General features: G+C 44.0%; 17 protein-coding genes, 1 pseudogene and 1 riboswitch. Of the genes and pseudogenes, 4 read left to right on the plus strand and 14 right to left on the minus strand.

Features of this window, described 5'->3' with window-relative positions:
- The first annotated feature begins 92 nt into the window (after positions 1 to 92).
- Together ACED46_RS18885 and ACED46_RS18890 are read left to right on the plus strand one after the other, a co-directional pair.
- Positions 93 to 995, plus strand: coding sequence for a LysR family transcriptional regulator (locus tag ACED46_RS18885; protein WP_371722156.1), 903 nt, complete (start codon positions 93 to 95; stop codon positions 993 to 995).
- Between the two features lie 418 nt (positions 996 to 1,413).
- On the plus strand, positions 1,414 to 1,758 hold the full coding sequence (locus ACED46_RS18890) for a thiamine-phosphate diphosphorylase (protein WP_371722169.1): 345 nt from the start codon (positions 1,414 to 1,416) through the stop codon (positions 1,756 to 1,758).
- A 100-nt stretch (positions 1,759 to 1,858) separates the two neighbouring features.
- Here the strand turns inward: ACED46_RS18890 and thiE are convergent, their stop codons facing one another.
- Entirely contained in the window at positions 1,859 to 2,476 is a 618-nt protein-coding gene (gene thiE / locus ACED46_RS18895; RefSeq protein WP_171733114.1) for a thiamine phosphate synthase, read from the minus strand.
- A gap of 261 nt (positions 2,477 to 2,737) precedes the next feature.
- On the opposite strand from thiE, the gene ACED46_RS18900 reads away from it, so the two are divergent.
- On the plus strand, positions 2,738 to 4,681 hold the full coding sequence (locus ACED46_RS18900) for a methyl-accepting chemotaxis protein (protein WP_371722157.1): 1,944 nt from the start codon (positions 2,738 to 2,740) through the stop codon (positions 4,679 to 4,681).
- A gap of 123 nt (positions 4,682 to 4,804) precedes the next feature.
- On the opposite strand, the gene thiM is transcribed toward ACED46_RS18900, so the two are convergent.
- The 11 genes and pseudogenes from thiM to ACED46_RS18955 all read right to left on the minus strand — a co-directional run bounded on the left by thiM (position 4,805) and on the right by ACED46_RS18955 (position 14,957).
- Positions 4,805 to 5,590: a hydroxyethylthiazole kinase gene (thiM, locus tag ACED46_RS18905; RefSeq protein WP_371722158.1), complete on the minus strand. Its 786-nt coding sequence runs from the start codon at positions 5,588 to 5,590 to the stop codon at positions 4,805 to 4,807.
- A 29-nt stretch (positions 5,591 to 5,619) separates the two neighbouring features.
- Positions 5,620 to 6,300 carry a thiaminase II gene (gene tenA / locus ACED46_RS18910; RefSeq protein ID WP_017061912.1) on the minus strand — a complete coding sequence of 227 codons (681 nt, stop codon included), beginning with the start codon at positions 6,298 to 6,300 and terminating at the stop codon, positions 5,620 to 5,622.
- Positions 6,301 to 6,308: 8 nt separating this feature from the next.
- Positions 6,309 to 7,265, minus strand: a complete 957-nt coding sequence (locus ACED46_RS18915) for an ABC transporter substrate-binding protein (RefSeq protein ID WP_017068449.1) — start codon at positions 7,263 to 7,265, stop codon at positions 6,309 to 6,311.
- 103 nt (positions 7,266 to 7,368) lie between these two features.
- Positions 7,369 to 8,103 (minus strand): annotated as a pseudogene (locus tag ACED46_RS18920) (ABC transporter permease); the annotation flags it as partial.
- A gap of 73 nt (positions 8,104 to 8,176) precedes the next feature.
- Entirely contained in the window at positions 8,177 to 8,935 is a 759-nt protein-coding gene (locus ACED46_RS18925) for an ABC transporter ATP-binding protein (RefSeq protein ID WP_371722159.1), read from the minus strand.
- Positions 8,925 to 9,809 (minus strand): bifunctional hydroxymethylpyrimidine kinase/phosphomethylpyrimidine kinase, encoded by an 885-nt coding sequence (thiD, locus tag ACED46_RS18930; protein ID WP_371722160.1) that lies wholly within the window; start codon positions 9,807 to 9,809, stop codon positions 8,925 to 8,927. Before thiD ends, ACED46_RS18925 begins: the two co-directional genes overlap by 11 nt.
- A 98-nt stretch (positions 9,810 to 9,907) precedes the next feature.
- A riboswitch (TPP riboswitch) is annotated at positions 9,908 to 10,019 on the minus strand.
- A gap of 98 nt (positions 10,020 to 10,117) precedes the next feature.
- Positions 10,118 to 11,035: a DMT family transporter gene (locus ACED46_RS18935; RefSeq protein WP_371722161.1), complete on the minus strand. Its 918-nt coding sequence runs from the start codon at positions 11,033 to 11,035 to the stop codon at positions 10,118 to 10,120.
- A gap of 77 nt (positions 11,036 to 11,112) precedes the next feature.
- Positions 11,113 to 11,853 carry a helix-turn-helix domain-containing protein gene (locus tag ACED46_RS18940; protein WP_371722162.1) on the minus strand — a complete coding sequence of 247 codons (741 nt, stop codon included), beginning with the start codon at positions 11,851 to 11,853 and terminating at the stop codon, positions 11,113 to 11,115.
- 173 nt (positions 11,854 to 12,026) lie between these two features.
- A complete protein-coding gene (locus ACED46_RS18945) occupies positions 12,027 to 13,055 on the minus strand; it encodes a DUF4382 domain-containing protein (RefSeq protein ID WP_371722163.1) in 1,029 nt (342 codons plus the stop codon).
- A gap of 422 nt (positions 13,056 to 13,477) precedes the next feature.
- Positions 13,478 to 13,729, minus strand: a complete 252-nt coding sequence (locus tag ACED46_RS18950; RefSeq protein WP_009844829.1) for a DUF2999 family protein — start codon at positions 13,727 to 13,729, stop codon at positions 13,478 to 13,480.
- A gap of 130 nt (positions 13,730 to 13,859) precedes the next feature.
- The gene (locus tag ACED46_RS18955) at positions 13,860 to 14,957 is read right to left on the minus strand and encodes an ElyC/SanA/YdcF family protein (protein WP_371722164.1); all 1,098 of its coding nucleotides are present in this window, start codon (positions 14,955 to 14,957) and stop codon (positions 13,860 to 13,862) included.
- A 500-nt stretch (positions 14,958 to 15,457) separates the two neighbouring features.
- On the opposite strand from ACED46_RS18955, the gene ACED46_RS18960 reads away from it, so the two are divergent.
- Positions 15,458 to 16,132: a glutathione S-transferase family protein gene (locus ACED46_RS18960; protein WP_371722165.1), complete on the plus strand. Its 675-nt coding sequence runs from the start codon at positions 15,458 to 15,460 to the stop codon at positions 16,130 to 16,132.
- Positions 16,133 to 16,413: 281 nt separating this feature from the next.
- On the opposite strand, the gene ACED46_RS18965 is transcribed toward ACED46_RS18960, so the two are convergent.
- Positions 16,414 to 16,944, minus strand: coding sequence for a hypothetical protein (locus ACED46_RS18965; protein WP_371722166.1), 531 nt, complete (start codon positions 16,942 to 16,944; stop codon positions 16,414 to 16,416).
- A 689-nt stretch (positions 16,945 to 17,633) separates the two neighbouring features.
- A complete protein-coding gene (locus ACED46_RS18970; protein WP_371722168.1) occupies positions 17,634 to 18,998 on the minus strand; it encodes a hypothetical protein in 1,365 nt (454 codons plus the stop codon).
- Positions 18,999 to 19,949: the final 951 nt, after the last annotated feature.

Genomic DNA, 19,949 nt, shown 5'->3' on the forward strand with positions numbered 1-19,949 from the left:
GAAGCCTTTTTTCTATCTAAATAAACAAGTTAGCTCTTAAGATCCTGTCTATGAGGAGCGATTACCCCCTTTGGTATTGAGCGAGAGATAACATGTACAGTTTTGAGCAATTAAAAGTCTTCGTCACTGTGTGTGAAAGTGGCTCTTTCTCTGCCGCCGCTCGCAAACTGAAACGCGCTCAGTCTGGAGTCAGCCAGTCGATCGCCAACCTAGAAATTGCCATCGACCAAGAGCTATTTAACCGAGAGAAAAACATCCCCGTTTTGACCAACACAGGTAAAGCGTTATTACCTGTCGCTAAGTCGATTCTCGACCAACAAAAGTACTTCGACCAAAAAGTAGAATCGCTCACACAAGAAGATGAGCACGAACTGATCATTGCGGTTGATGAAAGCATCATAGATAAGAATTTCATTAAGATAATCAGCTCACTGGCCGATCAGTTCCCAATCACGCACTTCGATATTATTACGGCCTCAACCTTCGATGTGGAAGACCTCGTAAGACGCGGCAAAGCGCAGATTGGCATCATCTATGCGGATGGTGAACTTAAAGTGGATATGGACTTCTTCTTACTGGGCCAAGCCCGCTTTCTTACAGTTAGCTCCGCCACTCACGAACTCAGCCAAATGTCGGTAGTACAAAACTCAGATCTAAAGCGTTACCGCCAATGTGTGCATCGCAGTTCAAAGCAGCGCGAACTGTGGTTCACCTACGGTATTAGCTCGATGCTTTGGTATGCCAACAACCACAAAACGATCATCGATCTCGTTGAACAGAACGTTGGCTGGGCAAATGTGCCTGAAATGATGGTGATGGAAGGCATTCAAAAAGGCGTACTTGTGGCGTTACCTGTCTCACACGAGCATGGTGGTTGGATTACTCCAGTGGGTTGTTTGGTGTCTCGCAGCCACATCAATGGGCCAGTGTTAACAAGTTTACTTGAAAAACTAAAAGGCCACTCATTAGAGAACAATCAATGGCAAGCCAACTAGCCTCCCCCAATTCTTGAGTTCAGCCTATTTCAGCAACTGAATCCTAAGTCAATAACGGTGGTGTTTTCTCCAGCACTACCTCATTTCCGCTTTTCGTGCCGATAATTTTCTTTGTCGTGTGGATAAAACACCCTAGTTGATATCCCAAAGTGACATAACTAGTATGCGATCCCAACGGGTTTGTCTTTTCAAACGAATATAGACAGACCCAAATCGTTCTTTAACACCACTGACCCAACTTCAAATCTCCCAGATAAGCGCTCAGCCTTGCCGTTGCTTATATCGGTTTCAAATAGATCACTTTTTGAATATTAATTCGCACCCAGTTTATGAGCGCTCTTTGAGTGCTTTTTTATATCTAAATGAACCTTTTGGAAAATTTGTCGTGAACGTTTTAAGAAATATTTGCCCTGAGAAAATGGTTAAAGAGCGTAACAAACGAGAGTATGATTTACGCGTACTTAATTGTGTCAGTGAAAGCGAATATGAATCGCGTATGGCGGTTTGGAATAGCCTTGCGTTAACTGCTACTCCGTCTGCTTCGGAAACAAAGGGCTTCATCGATGAGTCTTTCAACAAGCTTCAACAAGACCTGAAAGAAGCTAGCCGTGAGTTATCGATTAACTACACGGACTTCATCGCAATGGCGCATGAAGAGATCAACTACATTAAGGTGTTTGTTGCTGATAAAACAGCACAATACGGTTGGTACGCTGCGATCGTTCTTATGGTCATCGGCACGGTTGCTCTGTGTATTCAGTAAGTTAGACCACAAATTTTACTGGCTACTGCATCGAGCGCTTTAATGCGCTCTAACTAGAAAACAAATGACGAGTCTCATTTGTTTTCTAGCCACCACAAACTCACTCTCCCATCAAAAACAACAAATCTTGGGTCGCTTGTTTCGGGTCTTCTGCGTGACATATCGCTGATACCAAGGCTAATCCATGAATACCTGTGTTAACCAACTGCGGAATGTTCGATTCGTTGATTCCACCGATACCAACAATCGGCAATTTCGTTGTTTTCAAAGCCATTTGAATGCCTTCATAACCCCAATGTTTCTTTAGATTCGTCTTAGTCGGTGTGGCAAAAATCGCACTGAGACCAATGTAATCGATCGGCAAACTATCTGCTTGTTGTAGCTGCTGTTCAGTTTCAATTGATAACCCAAGAATCTTGTCTGAACCAATCAGCTTACGTGCTAACTCTGCAGGCATATCCGATTGACCCAGATGCAAACCATCGGCGTCGACAGCCAATGCTACGTCCACTCGGTCATTGATGATCAGCGGAACACCGGAGCCAGCTAAAATCGACTTAACCGCTTGTGCTCGTTCAATGAAGGCTCTTACGTCCCCATGTTTTTCTCTTACTTGGACCATAGTAACGCCACCCGCAACCGCTTGTTCAACCACGAACTTAAGCGTTTCTAAATCTTGTTGGTCATCCGTTACTAAATAGAGCTTATAAGGGTTCATCGCGTACCTTTGAAGTCGATTTCTAAAATTGGTTTTCTGCCATTTTACCGACAAATCACATCCTATGCATGGAAGTTAGCACTTAATTCCTTAAGTTAGGCGGTTGAATTCAAATACGCAACTCGTTGAAAGCATGTCGAAAAACCCGATTTTTCTAACAAAAGCGTTACTTATTACACAAACTATTCGCTTTAGCATGCCCAGAATGCTGTTTTATGAAATACTCCCCTGTGAAGGAATCAGGTAAATATAGGGATAGTTATGCGCCACCTTTCTATAGCGCTCAAGATCAAGCTGGGTTATGCCATCTGCTTGCTCTTTTTCGTCATTTCAGGCCTTGTGAGTTACAAAGGTATTCAAACCTTGTCGAACGGCTTTAGCCAGTACAGTGACCTCAGCCACAAGGCGACATTGTCAGGCAACATTCAAGTGCACTTTCTTCAGATGCGTTTAGCTTCTGAACGTTACTTAGAGCCATTGGATGATCAATACGAAGCGAATTATCAATCGAGCAAACTTGCGATTGATGAACTGCTGAACAACTTAATCCAAACCACCACCAATACTGATAGCTTGTCGAGCCTGCAATTAGTGCAAGACAGCGTTGCAGCTTTTGATGCGGCTTATGGATCAATGAAACAGAGCCAACTGCTCATTGACCAGTTAGTGAACGTGGAGATGGTCACACGAGAAACCAACGCACTGAAAGCGGCTCAGAGCTTATTGTATGAGTCTTACAATAACAATGATCCAAACGCGAGCTTATACGCAGGCATGTTGATGGAGAACTTCCTCGCAGCCAAGATCACAGTGCTGAGTTACTCAAACAACAACGACCTCAAAACCTATGAAGCTGGTAAAGACATTTTTGAATATGCTCTGCCAGGTATAGAAGGCGATATTGAATCTCTTAAATCATCTCCTTATCAAAGTGAATTGATTGAAGATTTCTCTAACCAACGGGAAGCGTACGCGAAAGGCTTTGAACAAGTTCACCAACAGATGCTGGAGAACACTCAAAGAACCGCTACCCTCGCCTCTATTGGTGACAGCTTGGCTATCGCTGTAGCTGATGCTCAGAGCATTCTAGAACAACAGAAACAAGCATTAACACCAGAACTGCAAGCCAGCGAAAAGCGCTCGATTCAAATCATCATATTGCTGACGGGTGTGGCTTTAGTTATTGGCATGACGAGCGCCGTGTTGGTGACTCGCTCTATTACTAAAGGCATCGCACAAGTTAAACAGATCACCAACGAGCTTTCTCAGGGCAACCTGAATGTGGAAGTGAACATTGAGAGCAAAAATGAGATTGGCGAACTGCTGACTAATATGGAGATCACCATTGAATCTCTGCGCGATATTGTTGGCCAAGTGAACCGTTCTAGCGTGCGTATTGGTGAGATGTCGGAGTCACTCAATCAAGTGACCAATAACAGCTCGACCAACGCAACACAATTGAATAGCGAGATGATAAATATCTCTTCTGCCGTTGATCAACTGGCTTCAAGCACATCAGAGATAGCTTCAAGTGCCAACCACGCCTCTCAAGTCGCGAACCAAGCGACCGAGAATGTCGCGATGGGTCTCAAGGAAGTAGACAAGACACTGCACGAAATTGGCAGCGCCGATGAAAGCATGCAGGTCAGCAGCCAGAAAGTGACCGACCTGCACAAAGAGTCGATGAACATTGGCGCAATACTGGAAGTAATCAAAGGCGTATCTGAGCAGACCAACCTTCTCGCGCTGAATGCCGCAATTGAAGCCGCTCGAGCAGGCGAACAAGGTCGTGGATTTGCCGTCGTAGCCGATGAAGTAAGAACGCTCGCTAAACGCACCCAAGACTCTGCTAGCCAGATTGATGAGCTCATCACCTCACTACAACGTGGTGCTAAAGATGCGTTAGAGTCAATTAAAGAGAGCCACAGCACGGTTTCAGATGCTTCAACGCAGGCGCAGCAAGCTTCTCAGAACTTACATGTGATTAATCAACACATCCAAGATCTGAACCAAGCCAACAGCCAAATCGCGGTGTCGGTTGATGAGCAGGATCGTCTTACCAAATCACTGGGTGAAAACGCGCAAGGTGCAAACACTATTGCTCAAAGCAACCAAGAGTCGGTAAGCAGCATTTCAGGTGCAGCGAGCGACTTAACCGAGGTTGCTCATCACCTAGAGAGCCAAGTGAACCGATTTAGAACCTAGCCAGCCAGTCTATACACAGCTGACACAGTTCCAAACCAATAATAAAAAGCCCCCTACACATAAGTGTCGGGGGCTTTTTTAAGTTAATCTAACTCTAACTTGTGGCTTAGAGTTAGATTAGCCCTACTGAATCTTCAAGCGTTGAATCAGAGTCTCTTCGTCTAACTGATACAGCTCATCAAGCAAGTTCATTTGCAAGCTACCTGGGCCGCGAGAGTTCTCAGCAGCAATTTCACCAACCACGCCTAATACCGCTGCTGCAGCTAAACCACTATCATCACCAACAGCCGCGAAAGCACCCGTCAATGCAGTTAAAGTACACCCCATACCCGTCACATACGGCATCATTTGGTGTCCGTTGTTTAACGTCACCACGCTGTCTTTGGTGACAACGTAATCTGTCTCACCAGATATCACCACATTTGCACCGTATTCAGCCACTAAGCACTGTGCAGCACCTAACGCAGCATCACTGCTATCAAGCGCATCCACACCTTTGCTCTGTGCTTGTTCGCCCGCTAACGCGATAATCTCAGACGCGTTACCACGAATGATCAACTTATCGGCTAAGCGTGCAATTTCACGAGAAGTCTCGGTACGCAACGTACTTGCCCCACAACCCACAGGGTCAAGAACCACAACCTTGTTGTTCGCGTTCGCTTGCTCAGCAGCAAAACACATTCTTGGCGTCCAAACACTGTCGAGCGTGCCGATGTTAATCACCAAAGCACCAGAGAAAGACATCATCTCTGCCAGTTCTTGTTGCGAGTGCGCCATAATAGGCGAAGCGCCAATCGCCAATAACGCGTTGGCCGTGTTGTTCATCACTACATAGTTAGTGATGTTCACAACCAGTGGTTTTTGCTCTCGTACTGCGCGTAGCGATTGAATAATTTGTTCAGTAAGCATGGGTAAATCCTTATTCGTGAAAGTCGCTTTTAAGCCGCTGTTGAATCATCAAGAGCGTTCAGCCCTTGCTGCCAAAAAGCCACTTCCATACGCGTTGCGGTTTTGAAGATATGAACGATGTTCTGACCGCGTTCGCTGTTGATATCAATTTCAGCAAGCAACTGATTGAAGTATTCCGCGCCCGTTGCTACGCCAGACTGGAACTCTTCACTGCCATACAGTTGCAGCCAGCTTGCGTATGGGTTGCCTTCCAAAACAGTATCACTGCTTTCTAACAGCGCTTTACCAATCACGGCATAACCGATTGAACACGGAGCCAGTGCCGCATATAAGTCGACAAGATCACCCGTCATACCCGCATCTAGAACGTAGCGCGTGTAGGCAACAGTGCCGAAATCTTCAGGTTCGTTTTCTAAATCCGATTCGGTTAAACCCCACTGACCACAGTAAGTCACATGGTGAGAGATTTCAGAATCTAGCAACGCATGAACACTTGGCAGTGCACGACGCATATCAGCCAAGGTTTTAGCCTTGTAAATTGCCAATGCATAAGCGCGGGCATACTGCTTTAAAAACAGAAAATCTTGCTTCAAGTAATGCAGAAAACACGGCTGAGCGAGTGTGCCGTTTGCCAGCGTTTTAACAAAATCATGCTCAGTGTAGTCTTGCCAATCTTGTTGACAGGCTTGGATTAAGTCTTGGTATTTCATGAGATTCCTTAGTCAAAAGTCGGTACGTAGTCAGCGGCTTTTGGTAGTGATTTGATAATGCCTTTGTCGAACATGAACTGTGCATAATCGTCGTAACGCTTTAGGTCTACAGCAGAAGGACGAAGTGCAAAACGAGTCAGCGTGTCGTTCCATGCGCGTTGGTTAAGTTCATTGTTCAACGTATCTGGTGAATACGCGACAAACTCGCTCCATGACTCTTGTGGGTGGTTCACGATGTAAGTTGTTGCTTGTTCCAATGCTTTGTTGAACGCTTTGATCGCTTCATCATCGTGCTGCTTTGCGTTCGCAACAAAGATAAGCTCATCGTAAGCTGGCACACCGTGCTCTTCTGGGAAAAACGCTTTGGCTTTAAAGCCTTCAAGAGCTAACTGGTTAGTTTCGAAGTTACGTAAGCCACCCCAGATTGCGTCTACCTTGCCAGATGCCAATGAAGATGAAAGTGCCCAACCAACATTGATGGTTTGCACATCTGTAAAAGCAACGTTTTCTTGCGCTAACATAGTACCGATAGTCGCTTCTTCGTTGCCAGCAATCGCAATACCGATTTTTTTACCTTTAAGATCCGCTAGTGAATCGTTCTTGCCATTATCCAGCACCATTAGCGTGTTCAGTGGTGTCGCGATAAGGGTTGATGCACGAACGAGAGGTAAACCTGCTGCTACATCCATGGTTAAACTTGGTTGGTAAGTTACCGCTAAATCGACCTTACCTGCCGCAACCAATTTTGCTGGCGTGCTTGGGTCTGCTGGTTCTTGAATTTCAATGTCTAAGCCTTGGTCAGCGAAGTAGCCACGCTCTTGAGCAATCACGATTGGACCGTGGTTCGGGTTCACAAACCAATCCAACATCAATGTCAGTTTCTTTTGTTCAGAGTCCGCTAGAGCATGACCTGAAACCAATGAAGCAAGCAGTGCCACTGCACCTATCAATTTTGTATTTTTCACGGTTAACCTTTCCTTTTGAATATTATTCTTATGTTGAGCGAAGCTTTATTAAACAGGCTTTATTAAACGAAGCCTTATTAAACAAGTGTTATTGAGCAAGCCATCATTGGTTCTCCCAAGGGATAGCTTTTTTGAGTAATTTATCTGTAACGAAGTAGAGCGAGATAGACAGCACCGCCAAGATAAACAAGGCCGCAAACATCTCATCAATGATCATGCGCGCGTTGGCCTGTAGCATTAGATAACCCAGCCCTTCACTCGAACCAACCCACTCCCCAACGACCGCGCCAATTGGTGCAATTACCACCGCAACGCGAATGCCAGACGCCAGTGTTGGCAGCGCAGCAGGCAGTTGGATATAACGCAACAATTGCCATTTCGATGCACCCATGGTCTTAGCAAGATCAAGATAGCCCGTCGGAGTATTTCGCAGGCCGTCGTAGCAACAGGTAGTTACAGGGAAGAAGATAATGATCGCCGCCATCACCACTTTTGAGGCGATGCCATAGCCAAGCCACAACATCAATACTGGAGCAATAGCAAACACAGGGATTGCTTGGCTAGCGATTAAGATAGGTAACAGCCAGCGTTTTAGTGGTTCGAACATCAACATCTGCAGGGCGAAAAATAGCCCCATCGACAAACCAAGTAGCAAGCCAAGTAAGATCTCTTGCGCAGTCACCCAAGTGTGCTTGAGCAATACATCGTAGCGTTCGAATAGTTTAATAAAGACTTCTGCAGGCGCTGGCAGAATGAAGCTCGGCATCTCGAAGACAACCACCACCAGCTGCCATAAGCCCAAAATCACAGCACTGCTGATAAGCAAACGAACAACAGGATTAATCTGACGAGGGCGTGTAGTGGTAGTCTGTGCATTAGTTGAATGAGCCACAGTTTCGCTTCGCGTTAGATCATTCATAATCACGCTCCAACTGATCTAAGATCGCTTGTTGTAACTCAGCGCATTCACCATCTAACACTCTTGGTGTGAGGGTGTTAGGCACAGACAATGACTGGGCATTCGCAGGTGTGCCTTGCAACACATACAAATTATCCGCCAAGCGCACCGCTTCTTGTGGATCATGGGTGATCAACACAACGGTTTTATCTCTTAACAGCTCACACGCTAAGCTCTGTAGTTTGTGTCTTGTTACCGCATCCAGCGCAGAGAACGGTTCATCCATCAGCACCACTGGCTTGTCTTGCATTAAGGTGCGAGCCAAAGCGACACGTTGACGCATACCACCAGACAACTGATCCGGCATCGCATTCGCATAATCAGCCAAACCAACCGCAGCGAGCAACTCGAGTGCTTGATTGGTTTGCAGTGCTTTGTCAGAAGCTGAATTTTGAAAACAATGACTCAGACATACATTGTCGATAACCGACAGCCATGGCAGTAACAAATCCTGCTGCGCCATGTAAGCGATGCGATCCGTTAAAGGCAATTCATCAGAGGTTGTCAATGTTCCCTGCCACTCCACCTTGTCGTCCAACAAGCCTGCCAGATAACGCAATACCGTGGTTTTCCCGCAGCCACTTCGACCTAGCAATACCGTCCACTTACCTGCGTTTAAGCTAAGCGACAATCCCGATAAGGTTGCGTGCTCACTGTCGTTATAACGTAAAGAGGCATTGCTGAGCTGAACACCCACCGTATTAACGGACATTCCCGTGCCCAGCGAAGAAGTGATTTACGGGCCCATGACCTTGGCCGACTTGCAACTCATCAGCATGAGCAATCGCGCGCGAAATGTATTGTTTGCCTAGCTCAACAGCCTCTGACAGCGTGTTGCCTTGCGCTAAGAAAGAAGCAATAGCAGATGAAAGCGTACAACCCGTGCCATGAGTGTTTTTGGTAGGAAAACGTTTAGCGCTAATCAGAGCGGATGCGGTTGGCAGAATCAGTAGGTCGTTACTGTTCTCATCCTTCTCTAAGTGACCGCCTTTTAGCAGGACAGCTTTAGCACCTAGTGCGCGTAAGTCTTCAATCATGCCCTGCATTTCGGCTTCGCTTTCAGGGACAGCTTTGCCTGTTAACGCCGCGCCTTCTGGCAAGTTAGGGGTAATGATGTCTGCCAGCGGAATCAGTTCTTGCTTTAGCGTCGTAATAGCAGAGTTTTCTAAGAGAAGGTCACCACTTGTCGCGACCATTACAGGGTCAATCACTAGGTGTTTAGGTCGGTATTGTTTGATTTTGTCCGCGACGACTTTGATGATTTGCGAATCCGCCAACATGCCGACTTTTACCGCCACGATATTCAAATCGGTAAACACTGCATCTAACTGACTAGCGACATGCTCTAGTGGGATTGGAAATATAGCGGACACGCCTTGGGTGTTCTGAGATGTAATCGCGGTAATTACCGAACAAGCGAAGCTACCCGTTGCAGACATGGCTTTAATATCAGCTTGAATGCCCGCGCCACCACCACTGTCAGAACCCGCAATGGTCAAAACAATCGGAGTATTGATCGAAGAAGATTGGTTTTCTGGTGTTTGAGTGCTGTTAGGTGATACTTGAGAATTGGAATGCTGTGTCATGGTCGCTCCTACTGTCTAAAAGACGTAAGAGAACCGAACTTTGGCCGCAAAGAGAGTGTGGAGGTGAAAGCAATGAGAGATCATTGTTGAACCACGTAGGCAAAGTAATCATAGTTCCCTACGCCAGTGTTAACTGAATCAGGTTCAACGGGTCTCGAATAACGATCTCAGCAAACACCAACTAAGGTATATGCCCCCCGACTATTGATAACGATAGTAACAGCACTCTCGCAACTGAGATACTCATTTTATTCAATTATAAGAATTACACATGAAAAAATTTCAATTAGGTCCAACAAAACAAATACTTATAACGTTCCTTTAGATGGCTTCGACTGTATCAACAAGCACAACACAATCAGAAACATACCTAGCCAGCCTGTAAACGGAATCAGCTCACCGACAATACACACGGCCAACACGGCGGCAACGACTGGCTCAAGTAAGGTAATCAAGTTGGCGCTACTCGCTGTGACATGGCGTAGCCCAAAACTGAAAGCGATATAGCCTAAACATTGAGGAAGTAACACCAAGTAACTCACCACCAATATATTGGTATTCGATGCGAACAAGTTATCCCCCGTAAACCAAAGCGTTGGCAGTAGCAACATCGCTCCTAGCCCAAATATGCTGCCCATCGCTGCTTGCGACTTAATGCCTTCGTCTATCAGAGCTTTTGTCGCCCATGAATAAATGGCGTAACACAACCCAGCAACCAACCCTAATCCAATGCCCAAAAGCTTCAGATCGTCACCAGAATCATTCGCTGATGATGATTCTGAAAATACCAGTAGCCCAATACCAACCACGCCAATGGCAAAGCTCGTTAACCAACGTTTGTTGATATTATTCTTTTTGCTAATAAGACACTCTAAAAGTGCAGAAAAGAAAGGAGCAGTAGCTATCGACACCACTGTGCCCATTGCGACACCCGATAACTTCATCGAAGAGTAAAAAGCCAGAGGATAGATCGCCAAAGCCAGCGCACTCGCCGCTAACAACTTTTTGTTGAGCAAAAGCTTATCAAGTGAAGATAAGATCTTTCGATACGCCAAGACTGCTTGCATTAAGCCGCCGACGCCCATTGAAAAAGCACCAATCGCTAATGGGCTGAGATCAGGCGCAAAGCTTGCGGCGGTGCCTGTCGTGCCCCATAAAACAGAAGCAAACACGATGGCTAAAGTGCCCGTTTGGAATTCGTTAACGCGATTGATGGCAAGATTCATTTCTATTACCTAGTCTATTTTCATTTCTGAAATAGATAATAGTGAACATATACTAAGTTGAGTTTGCCAAAAGGACGCTATTCTTGTTTTGGAAGACTCTCTTTCATCGAGCCCAAAAACGCCCTTGGAGACATGCCAAAGTGCTGAGAGAAGCGTCGACTGAATGCAGACAAGTCACTATAACCCACATTTTCAGCAATCAATTGAACCGGTAAATCGGTGTGGGTTAACAAGGCTTGAGCTTTCTCCATACGATAGCGAGTGATGTATTTAAGCGCACTGATACCCAGACATTCTTTGAAGCGTTTTTTGAATTGAGTAGGACTCAAACAGGCCGTTTCTGCAAGTTGTGAAATGGATAACGGCTGGGTGTAGTTATCCGCGATCAGCCTTTGTACCGCCCGGATTCGAGGGTCGATGCTCTTGCTCACTTGTTGTTGCTCTAACAGCAGTGAAAACACATCCAAAACTGATGATTCAATACCACTATCGACCTGATACTCCAACTGCTTCTCAACAAACAGCAAGAAGCTCATTAAGGGTGGCGTTATCGTGAAAACCGAGAGCTCATGCTCCAACAAGTGCTGCGGTAACTCTGCCATATCCGCGACAATAAACCGCGCGGCTTCATCCGCTTTAAACGCGTGCGCTGTGGTTACCGGAATTACGACACATTCGCCCACGGCCACTTTGCCGACATACCCCACCATCTCGATATTGATACTGCCTTGGATCGGCAATACCAATTGATGATGGTCATCATGAGCATGGGTATTAAATTGCTTGGTGTAAGATCGAATGCTTAAACTAGATTTCATGAGCAACGCCAGAGTACATTTCGCTAGGTTAAAGTAAGAGATACAACGTTACATTATCACTTCCCTAGAGTCACACTCAATGCACATCAAATTCATGCTAGCTAGGTGACATGATAAAAAACGGCCTCCAAATAAGAGGCCGTTTTGATTAAAAAGCGTCATTCACATAAAGCTTAGAATGACACTTGGCTGTCTTGACCAACAGTGACTTGCACACCATTTTCAGCTTCGTATATTGCGAACCCAGCGGCTAGTGGCGCTGCATTGTCTTCATCACTGTCATGCTGCGCAGTACAGATATAACCTAATGAATAAGTACCTGGATCAATAAAGCCCAGTGAGAATTCAAAATTAGTTTGGTCTTCACCAAGCACAACGGAAGCTGAAGTGACAGGTTTTACTTCCTCACTACCACCAATCGGTGTCATGTCATCTTTGTCGATGTTGCCTTCATACAAGTAGACCGCCTGAATAAAGGTATTATCGGTTGTGAGCCTACAAGCATCAAAGGTTTGCTTCGCAACAGTGCCTTCAATGTTTCCCGTCTCAACTGTATTGATAAGGCTTACAGACGTTCTTTGAATAGTGTAATCAGGATAGGTTGAACTGTTCTTTAGGCCACGTCGAAGATCGAACTCGACAACAAAATCGTTACTTTGTTGGTTCACATTAAATGAATCATTAAAGTAAAGCACGCCAGTGTTATCTTCTTTACCCACACCTTGCGGGCACGCGCCATTACCTTTCACCGTTAACTTTTGTTCCACATTATTATCATCTACGACATATGATGGATCTGTTGGATGATCGCCATCATTCGCAAACACACACAACTTATAGCTGCCTACCGGAATGACCTCATTTTCAATCAAAGGAAGCGCATCGCTGCCTTGGTAATCCAGCAAATTCACACTTAATGGAATCGGATCCTCACCATCTGGCAATGGATCGCCATTTTCATCAACGTAATCGCCGTTTTCGTCCGTTTTATACACATCATAAATCAGTGGCGAACCTCCCCCTTGAGGAAGTAAAGCGACCTTACTGAATGTCACGGTGACGTCTTTAACATCATCAATGGGCGCATCACTCACGCTCAAGGTAATGGGTGTCGTGCTGCTTGATGAACCTGAATCACCGCCACAACCAACAAGCCCAGCCAGCACAAGGCTCGCTAAAGCGGTTTCCTTTAAATACTTCATAACTCATGTCCTATAAATCACTGCTCAATAAAGGGCTTAGTTTGTTGCCCTCTTATTCTTTTCCTTAATGTGACTCATGGACAAACCGCGCTTATGGCCCAAATCAGTTAGCCCTATTATTTAGGGCTGTCTTCATCCAAAAACTCTGTTCATCAAGGTGCACATATCAGGTCGCACATAGGTTAATTAAGTCTAGTAAGTAAATTGTCAGTAGTCGCACATATTTGGCAAGGTTGCTGTCAATTGTGTTGAAATGGTCGGTATGTATAGGGTCGGAAAGGATGATTGAAAGCACTCAAATCAAAGTCAAAAATCGCCACCAAGATCAAAAAAGGCCGTTAAGACAGCCTGTTGCTGAACTTAAACGACCTTTTTATTGAATGTGGATTAAGCTAATTCGATATTAGCTCATTCAAACTCACTTATTTTTGAAGTTGCTCTTTAGCGGCTTCAACCTTAGAAAAATCTAGGCCAAGCTCTTCAACTGCTTCTTTGATTAGCGCAGGGTTTTGCATTACCTGACCCATCAGCATTTGAAGCTTATCTTGTGGTAAACCAAGTTGGCTGATTGTCGCCATTGCTGCAAGAGGGTTCTCGGTCAACGTCTTGAATATCTCGCTGATCTGCTCGTCGCTAATATTGTTCTCTTTCAACATTGCTAAAATCGGGTTCATTTTTTTGCCTTTGAAACACTAAATTAAGTAGGAGCACAGCATACCATCTAGCTGTGCTCGATTGTACTAACAAGTGAAGCTTTGGTTTAACGCGAACCGCACTTTTCCCAAACGCAAATAATGCTTGGGCTTAGCGAGACTCTAACGGGTAAGAGCGGTAGCTCCACATGCCATAAGTTCTGAGAGCGTCACGGTAGATGCCTAATAGCTCACCACTGCTCGCTTTCTTAAGATCTTCTAGCGGTTTGTCTGGGTAAGAAACCGTATCGAAGGTAATGCCCTGAGGGCCCGTTTGCCAGCTAGCGATCTCAAACAGAGTTTGACCACGACGAACATGACTTGCCGAGCTAATAATCGTCGCATGTTTAATATCATGACGAGCAAGCGCATAGCTACTGAATAAGGCATTTCCTACCGTGCTGGTCGCGTAGTTCTCTTCAATGATGCGGTCTTTGCTTACCCCTTTTGAGATAAGCCAATCCGCCATTAACTTGCCTTCTGTCTTATGGTTCTTAGGCACGCCGCCGGTTAACACGATCATCGCGTCTGGGTTAGCTTTCGACATTGCTAATGTCGTTTCAAGACGTTCAATCAAGATTTCATGCATAGAACCATCAGGGTTAAGCGCGTAACCCAAAGTGACGATTGCACCGTGGTCGCTCAACAGTCCCTTATCCGCAGACTCTTTCAACGGTGTTTCTAACACACGGCCAACCGTAGCAAAAATACGCTTGATGTCTTCTGCTTTGCCTTTATTCAAGCTTTCCAGTTTCTCCATGTGCTTATTGGATTCACTTTCATTGCCTTCAAATCGCTGCCAAACCGCAAGGTAAGCGTGAAGGTCAACATCGTCTGGCGCAACCGTCAGTGCTTGTTCAAACAACTCAATAGCGCGCTCTGCATTCTTGTTGTAGATCTGAGCGTTCGCAGCCGAGATCAACAAGTCAGTACGGTAAGGTTCTAACTGGTAAGCTTCTAACAATCGGTTAGTCACAATTTCCATATTGCTTGGCATTTTAGCCGTAAAGCCCGCGTGAGAAATTCTTGCCGGAGACTTAAACGCCTGCAACGCATCAAGAAGTAATTGGTCGACAACTTGTCGCTTAGTCACCAACTGCGCGTAATCGGCAGAAGCTTGTACTGCGCCATCGTTAGCAGCAAAAGAATAAGGTGTTGCGCCAAAAGCGAGCATGCCACCAAGAGCGAGGGCGATAATGTTCTTTTTCATGGAAAGATCCTGTGTCGTTAAGTGTTCACATCAGATTTGCTCCCCAATGTAAGCCCCCAAGATTAAAAAACCGTGAACCAAACCTTACTCTCCAAGGTTAATATTCATTTGTTGCATAAGATGTGGCAACAGATCACGATTTTGAACTTACCAATAAGCCTATGTATCGAGATAATTTTGGTTTAAAGGGGAATTTACGGGTAATTTTGGAATATCTAACTGAGGACTACATACGCCCTATTCCACCGAAAACCACCAATCACAAACCCGAACTCCGCAGAAAACAACACGCCCAAACAGCAACTTTAAGCTCATTTTTTTCAACAACTTAAAATCCAATACACTGAATTGTTCGATGTTAATCATCCCCCCCTGATAACGAAGTTTTAAGCACATAGACTTGGAATACGATTCGACAGCTTTCCAAATAATTTAAAATCAATTATTGAACGATCGTTCAAGTGATGCTTTAATGAATTACCAATACAAGGAGTTACCCCATGCTTAAGTTCTATTTTCACCAAACACCCAACCCAATGAAGATCGCTCTGTTTCTAGAAGAGACAGGCCTAGATTTTGAACTCGTTCCAGTCGATACCTTAAAAGGCGAGCAACACACGCCGGAATATCGCTTGATTAATCCGAACGGTAAAACACCTGCGATCGAAGACGAAGGACAACGCGTATTTGATTCAAACGCTATCCTTCTTTACCTATCAGAGAAGACGGGCAAACTAGGTGGGCAACCGGAAGACAGAGCCGAGCTATTATCTTGGATGATGTTTATCGCGAGCGGCCTTGGCCCTTATTCAGGTCAATCGGTACACTTCCGTCATGCTGCGCCAGCAGGCCTAGACTACGCTGTGAACCGTTACCTACGTGAAGCACAGCGTCATTACGAAGTGTTAGAAAAGCACATGGAAGGTCGTGAGTTTTTCGTCGGAAATGAGTACACCATTGTCGATGTCGCGGCATGGGGTTGGATTGATAAAGCACCTTTCGTGCTTGGTGAAGAAGGCTTAGAACCTTACCCGAACTTGAAGCGTTGGTTTAACGCAATCAACACTCGCCCTGCCGCCCTGCGCGCCCGCGAAACCGGTAAAGATGTTGAATTTAAAACCGAACGTGATGAAGAAGCGAAACGAGCACTGTTTCCTTCGAATTATGCGAAGTAGAAAAATTGAAAGTTAACGCTCTACTGAGCGATAGCTAAAACTCAAACAGAAAGAGCCGCTAAAAAGCGGCTCTTTTTTGTTGAAAAGTCACCAGTTGATAACCTTTTTGTGGATTGATACTAAGATTCAGTATTCGTAATTATCCACTTATCTAAAGCACATTTCTGGACAGAACCTTGTAAGTGGGTTTCCTAAATTAGCATCTCACGGATAATTTCAGGTATTGCAAACCATCCAATCTAATGGCCAATCTCACTTAGCCACTACACCTAGTAACCACATTACTCTAACGTAGGTAAGGTATTATCATCGATGGTTCGTAAAGCTATTTTTCCTAACTGGACCTGATGGTTAGAGAAAGTGTTATGCCCCCTGTGACAAACTGCTCCATTGACTCTTATTGTCCAAAAATCGACCACAGCGATTTTCATAAATGCACGACCATTCCTAACTACTACATGATGAAATTTAAAATAGTCTCGACTAGACGGTGATGATACGACTATAGGCTTACCTGGACGCAAAACAACATCAGATGAAATTTGAGTGAAAGAGGTATCAGCTACGTTTCCAGTACTGTCATAAGTAAATATAGAAACATTAACTTTTCCTTTATCTTTGTCATAGATTGTAAGTTCAATTTTTATATTATTTCTAATTTGTACTGTAGGACAATCTCCGGTCCCCCTGCGGTGGAAATCAAAAGAGCCTACTTCCGTATAATAGCGGGCTGGATATTCAACTATTTCGTCTTCTGGTAAGTATATTAATTCTTCTTTGTGGGTAAGTATTTCGATCTCACTTCCTAGCATAGACTCACGTTCCTTTATTATGTAATGTTTTGTGGTGACCGAATTTACTATAGAAGGGTTTAGTGCTTTTTCAATTTACCCTGAATACTTCTGTGTTCTATGGGTAGTTTCTGCACATACTAACCTTTTAAACTATTTGGCTAATAACTAACTTAAGCAATCATAGGAAATGCCTATAATTGAAATTTTTGACGATGGAATACAAGATTCTTTGCGGAAGGTTGGGAATTACCACCAAATAAATAGACACTTAATAGTTCAAATAACCATGTTCAGATCGCAACGATGCTACTTTTAAAGGGGCTAGAGTACGATCACTGTATAGTAACCAACGTACGAGACATGTCAGCCAAAGAATTTTATGTTTCCGTCACGCGTGGTTCCATTTCACTAACAGTTATCACTAAACCAGAGATTTAAGTTTTCAATTAAAGTGGCCCCATCTCTTTTAGTTGACCGCAACTGAGCGCCTAGCCTCCTTGAAATCGGATTAGGTCTGGTAGGGGAAACACACTCACCTAGATTTTGTTGAGTATTCAGTCTAGCGAATTTGGGGCAAAGGCGTGATAGAGCAATCTGTCAGATCTGGTTACAACCTTGTTTTGGCTCTGGCAGATTGAGTCCTGACTAATCCACCTCACTAATGTGAACACCAAGGGACTTTGTCGTTCCACTTCTTAGCTAATGGATTATTTACTATTCTTGATTCCAAATTTAGCCAACCTAGCCCTGTTAATATCGCTTTCGTCACGAATTTCCTGAAAAACTTCATTGATGTTGGTTTGCAGAGCTTCATTTGTTGCCCCCATCATGATAATTACTCGGACATAATCAGTGAGGTCTTCGCCCGTAAAGCTTTTAATCATTTCTTTTAGCTCTTCTTTAGGAATTTTACCTAATACCTCTGCTTCAGAGGAATTATATGAGTTCTGGCCTCTTCTTTTCTCTAAAATCTCGATTGGCTCAGGGTCTTTGTTGTATTGTTCGAAAGCCTCTTTAAGCTTGTCAGCAAACCCTTGGTCATCTACTCCAAAAGGGTTGCGATATGCATCTGAAAGATTAAATCTTTCATAGTTTTCTTTGTGACAATCTATGTAATTGGCAATCATTTCGTCTGCAAGTTGCTCATCACCTAAATCACGTATTAGTTTTACTCCCTGACCATATTGTGATGAGCTTGTGTGGTGAACAGAAGCTTCCAGCCCTCGCTTCATTGCTTCAACAACCTCTTGTGTATTTTCAGCAAAAGAGCCATGAAACAGATTCCAAGCTTCTTCTAATCCTTTATTTTTGCTTTGGTTGTTAATTTCTTCTTGCTTTGACGAACATAGTAACTTCAATTTTTCTTCGTCTACATACCCTTGTTCGATGCATTCAGCTATTAGCAGATCCAGCTCATCTGTGTGCTGGTAGCCATACTGATTTAGTTTTTGTGACCAGAGCTTTTTTACCTTGTCCTCTTTATCATCAGATAATCCAAAAAATCTTTTTTTGGTAGTTATGAACTCGAATGATGGTATCTTTTCGGGCTCTGAACTGTGGCAGTAATAGCACCAACTAATTGCAACTAACGAATAGATAGCTTGTTGTACTATCATCTCGTCATAAGAGGATAGGTGTTTAAGTAGCTCTTGTGTATGTCGTTCAATTTTCTTCAGTACTCTAATGTTCTTTATCTGTAAACTAACGCAACACTTTCGGATTAGGTCATATTTTTCTTGTTCACCAATTGCCAAGTCAAAGCACTCTGTCGCAGTTGGCTCAAAGGCGATTTGGGTATCTACAACTTTCTCGTGATATTTGAAGTACTCTTCGAGCCTTGCTTTATCCCCATCCTCATTTAACAGTATGACAATTTTGCACCTTTTTTCTTCTTTCAAGTAAGAAGCCATTCCGAGAATATCTCTTACAGACAGTGAATCACTATGACGCTCTAAATCGTCAAAACACACTATTGTTTTTGAAAGTGTCGCATAAAGGATAGAGTCAACCATGCCTCCTAAACCAGCAACACCGAATAACTCAACATCTTTGCCACTATCTAACAGTTTCATTATTGGCTGCTTTACGGTGTTGCCAATTTTATTCAGGTAGTGCTTAAGGTTTTGCTCTTCTTCAACGTTGCTACTCAAGGCTATTTTTGTGTTAACTTTACTGAGTGCTATACTTCGCTTAAGTTCATGTAGAGACTCAATACCAAATAGAGACACATATGAGTAATGCTCTAGTGCAATATGATTTTCTTCCCTGATTTCCTGATTTCCTGATTTCCTGAAAGAATTTTTTCCAAGTAAATGTTTTGCCTACCCCCCAATCTCCTTTTATGACCAGTACTTCTGGTATTTCAGATAGTAGGAATTTCTCAATTTTCTTTCTGGTATTTGCAACTGACATTTCTACCTTCTAATTCTTAGTTTATTGCTACTTGTAGATAATTGATGTTCTCTCACCCCTTTAGACACATTAGCGACATTAGAAGAAGTAAGTCAAATAACACTTTAGTGGACTGAGAAGTCTTCTCCGCGTAACTTTGAATGGGGCACTTTTGAGCTAGAAAGTGCCAAGTGTTGCGAATCGTTTTTAAACAGTTTGTATACAAATTGTACGCAACTTACCTTGAGGTCTCATCACAAATGTATGGTTTGCCGCCCGAAGTATCGCAATTAAGTGCGCATTCATAGTCACCATAGTTAGTTGCATTTAGGTCTTCTAGTATATCTAGCGATGCTGCACGACATGCAGAAAGCAAACTGAATGTTCCACCGAATCTGTCAATAGTTAAATTATTGGCATTTGGATACACAAAGCTCATCCATTCCTCTTTTTTAGTTTTATCGAAAACCCAAGACGCAATGTTGTATACAACAATGGTAATTATTACTTTTAGAAGTTTCATATTAGATTATTTGATTGGTGTATTGAAGGCCATAATTATATTACGGATACTAAACGTATCCGCCCCATGAACCCACGGGGCGACTTGTCAGTGTTTGAAGTTCCAAGGC

The sequence above is a fragment of the Vibrio sp. 1S139 genome (assembly GCF_041439475.1).
GTDB lineage: Bacteria > Pseudomonadota > Gammaproteobacteria > Enterobacterales > Vibrionaceae > Vibrio > Vibrio crassostreae_C.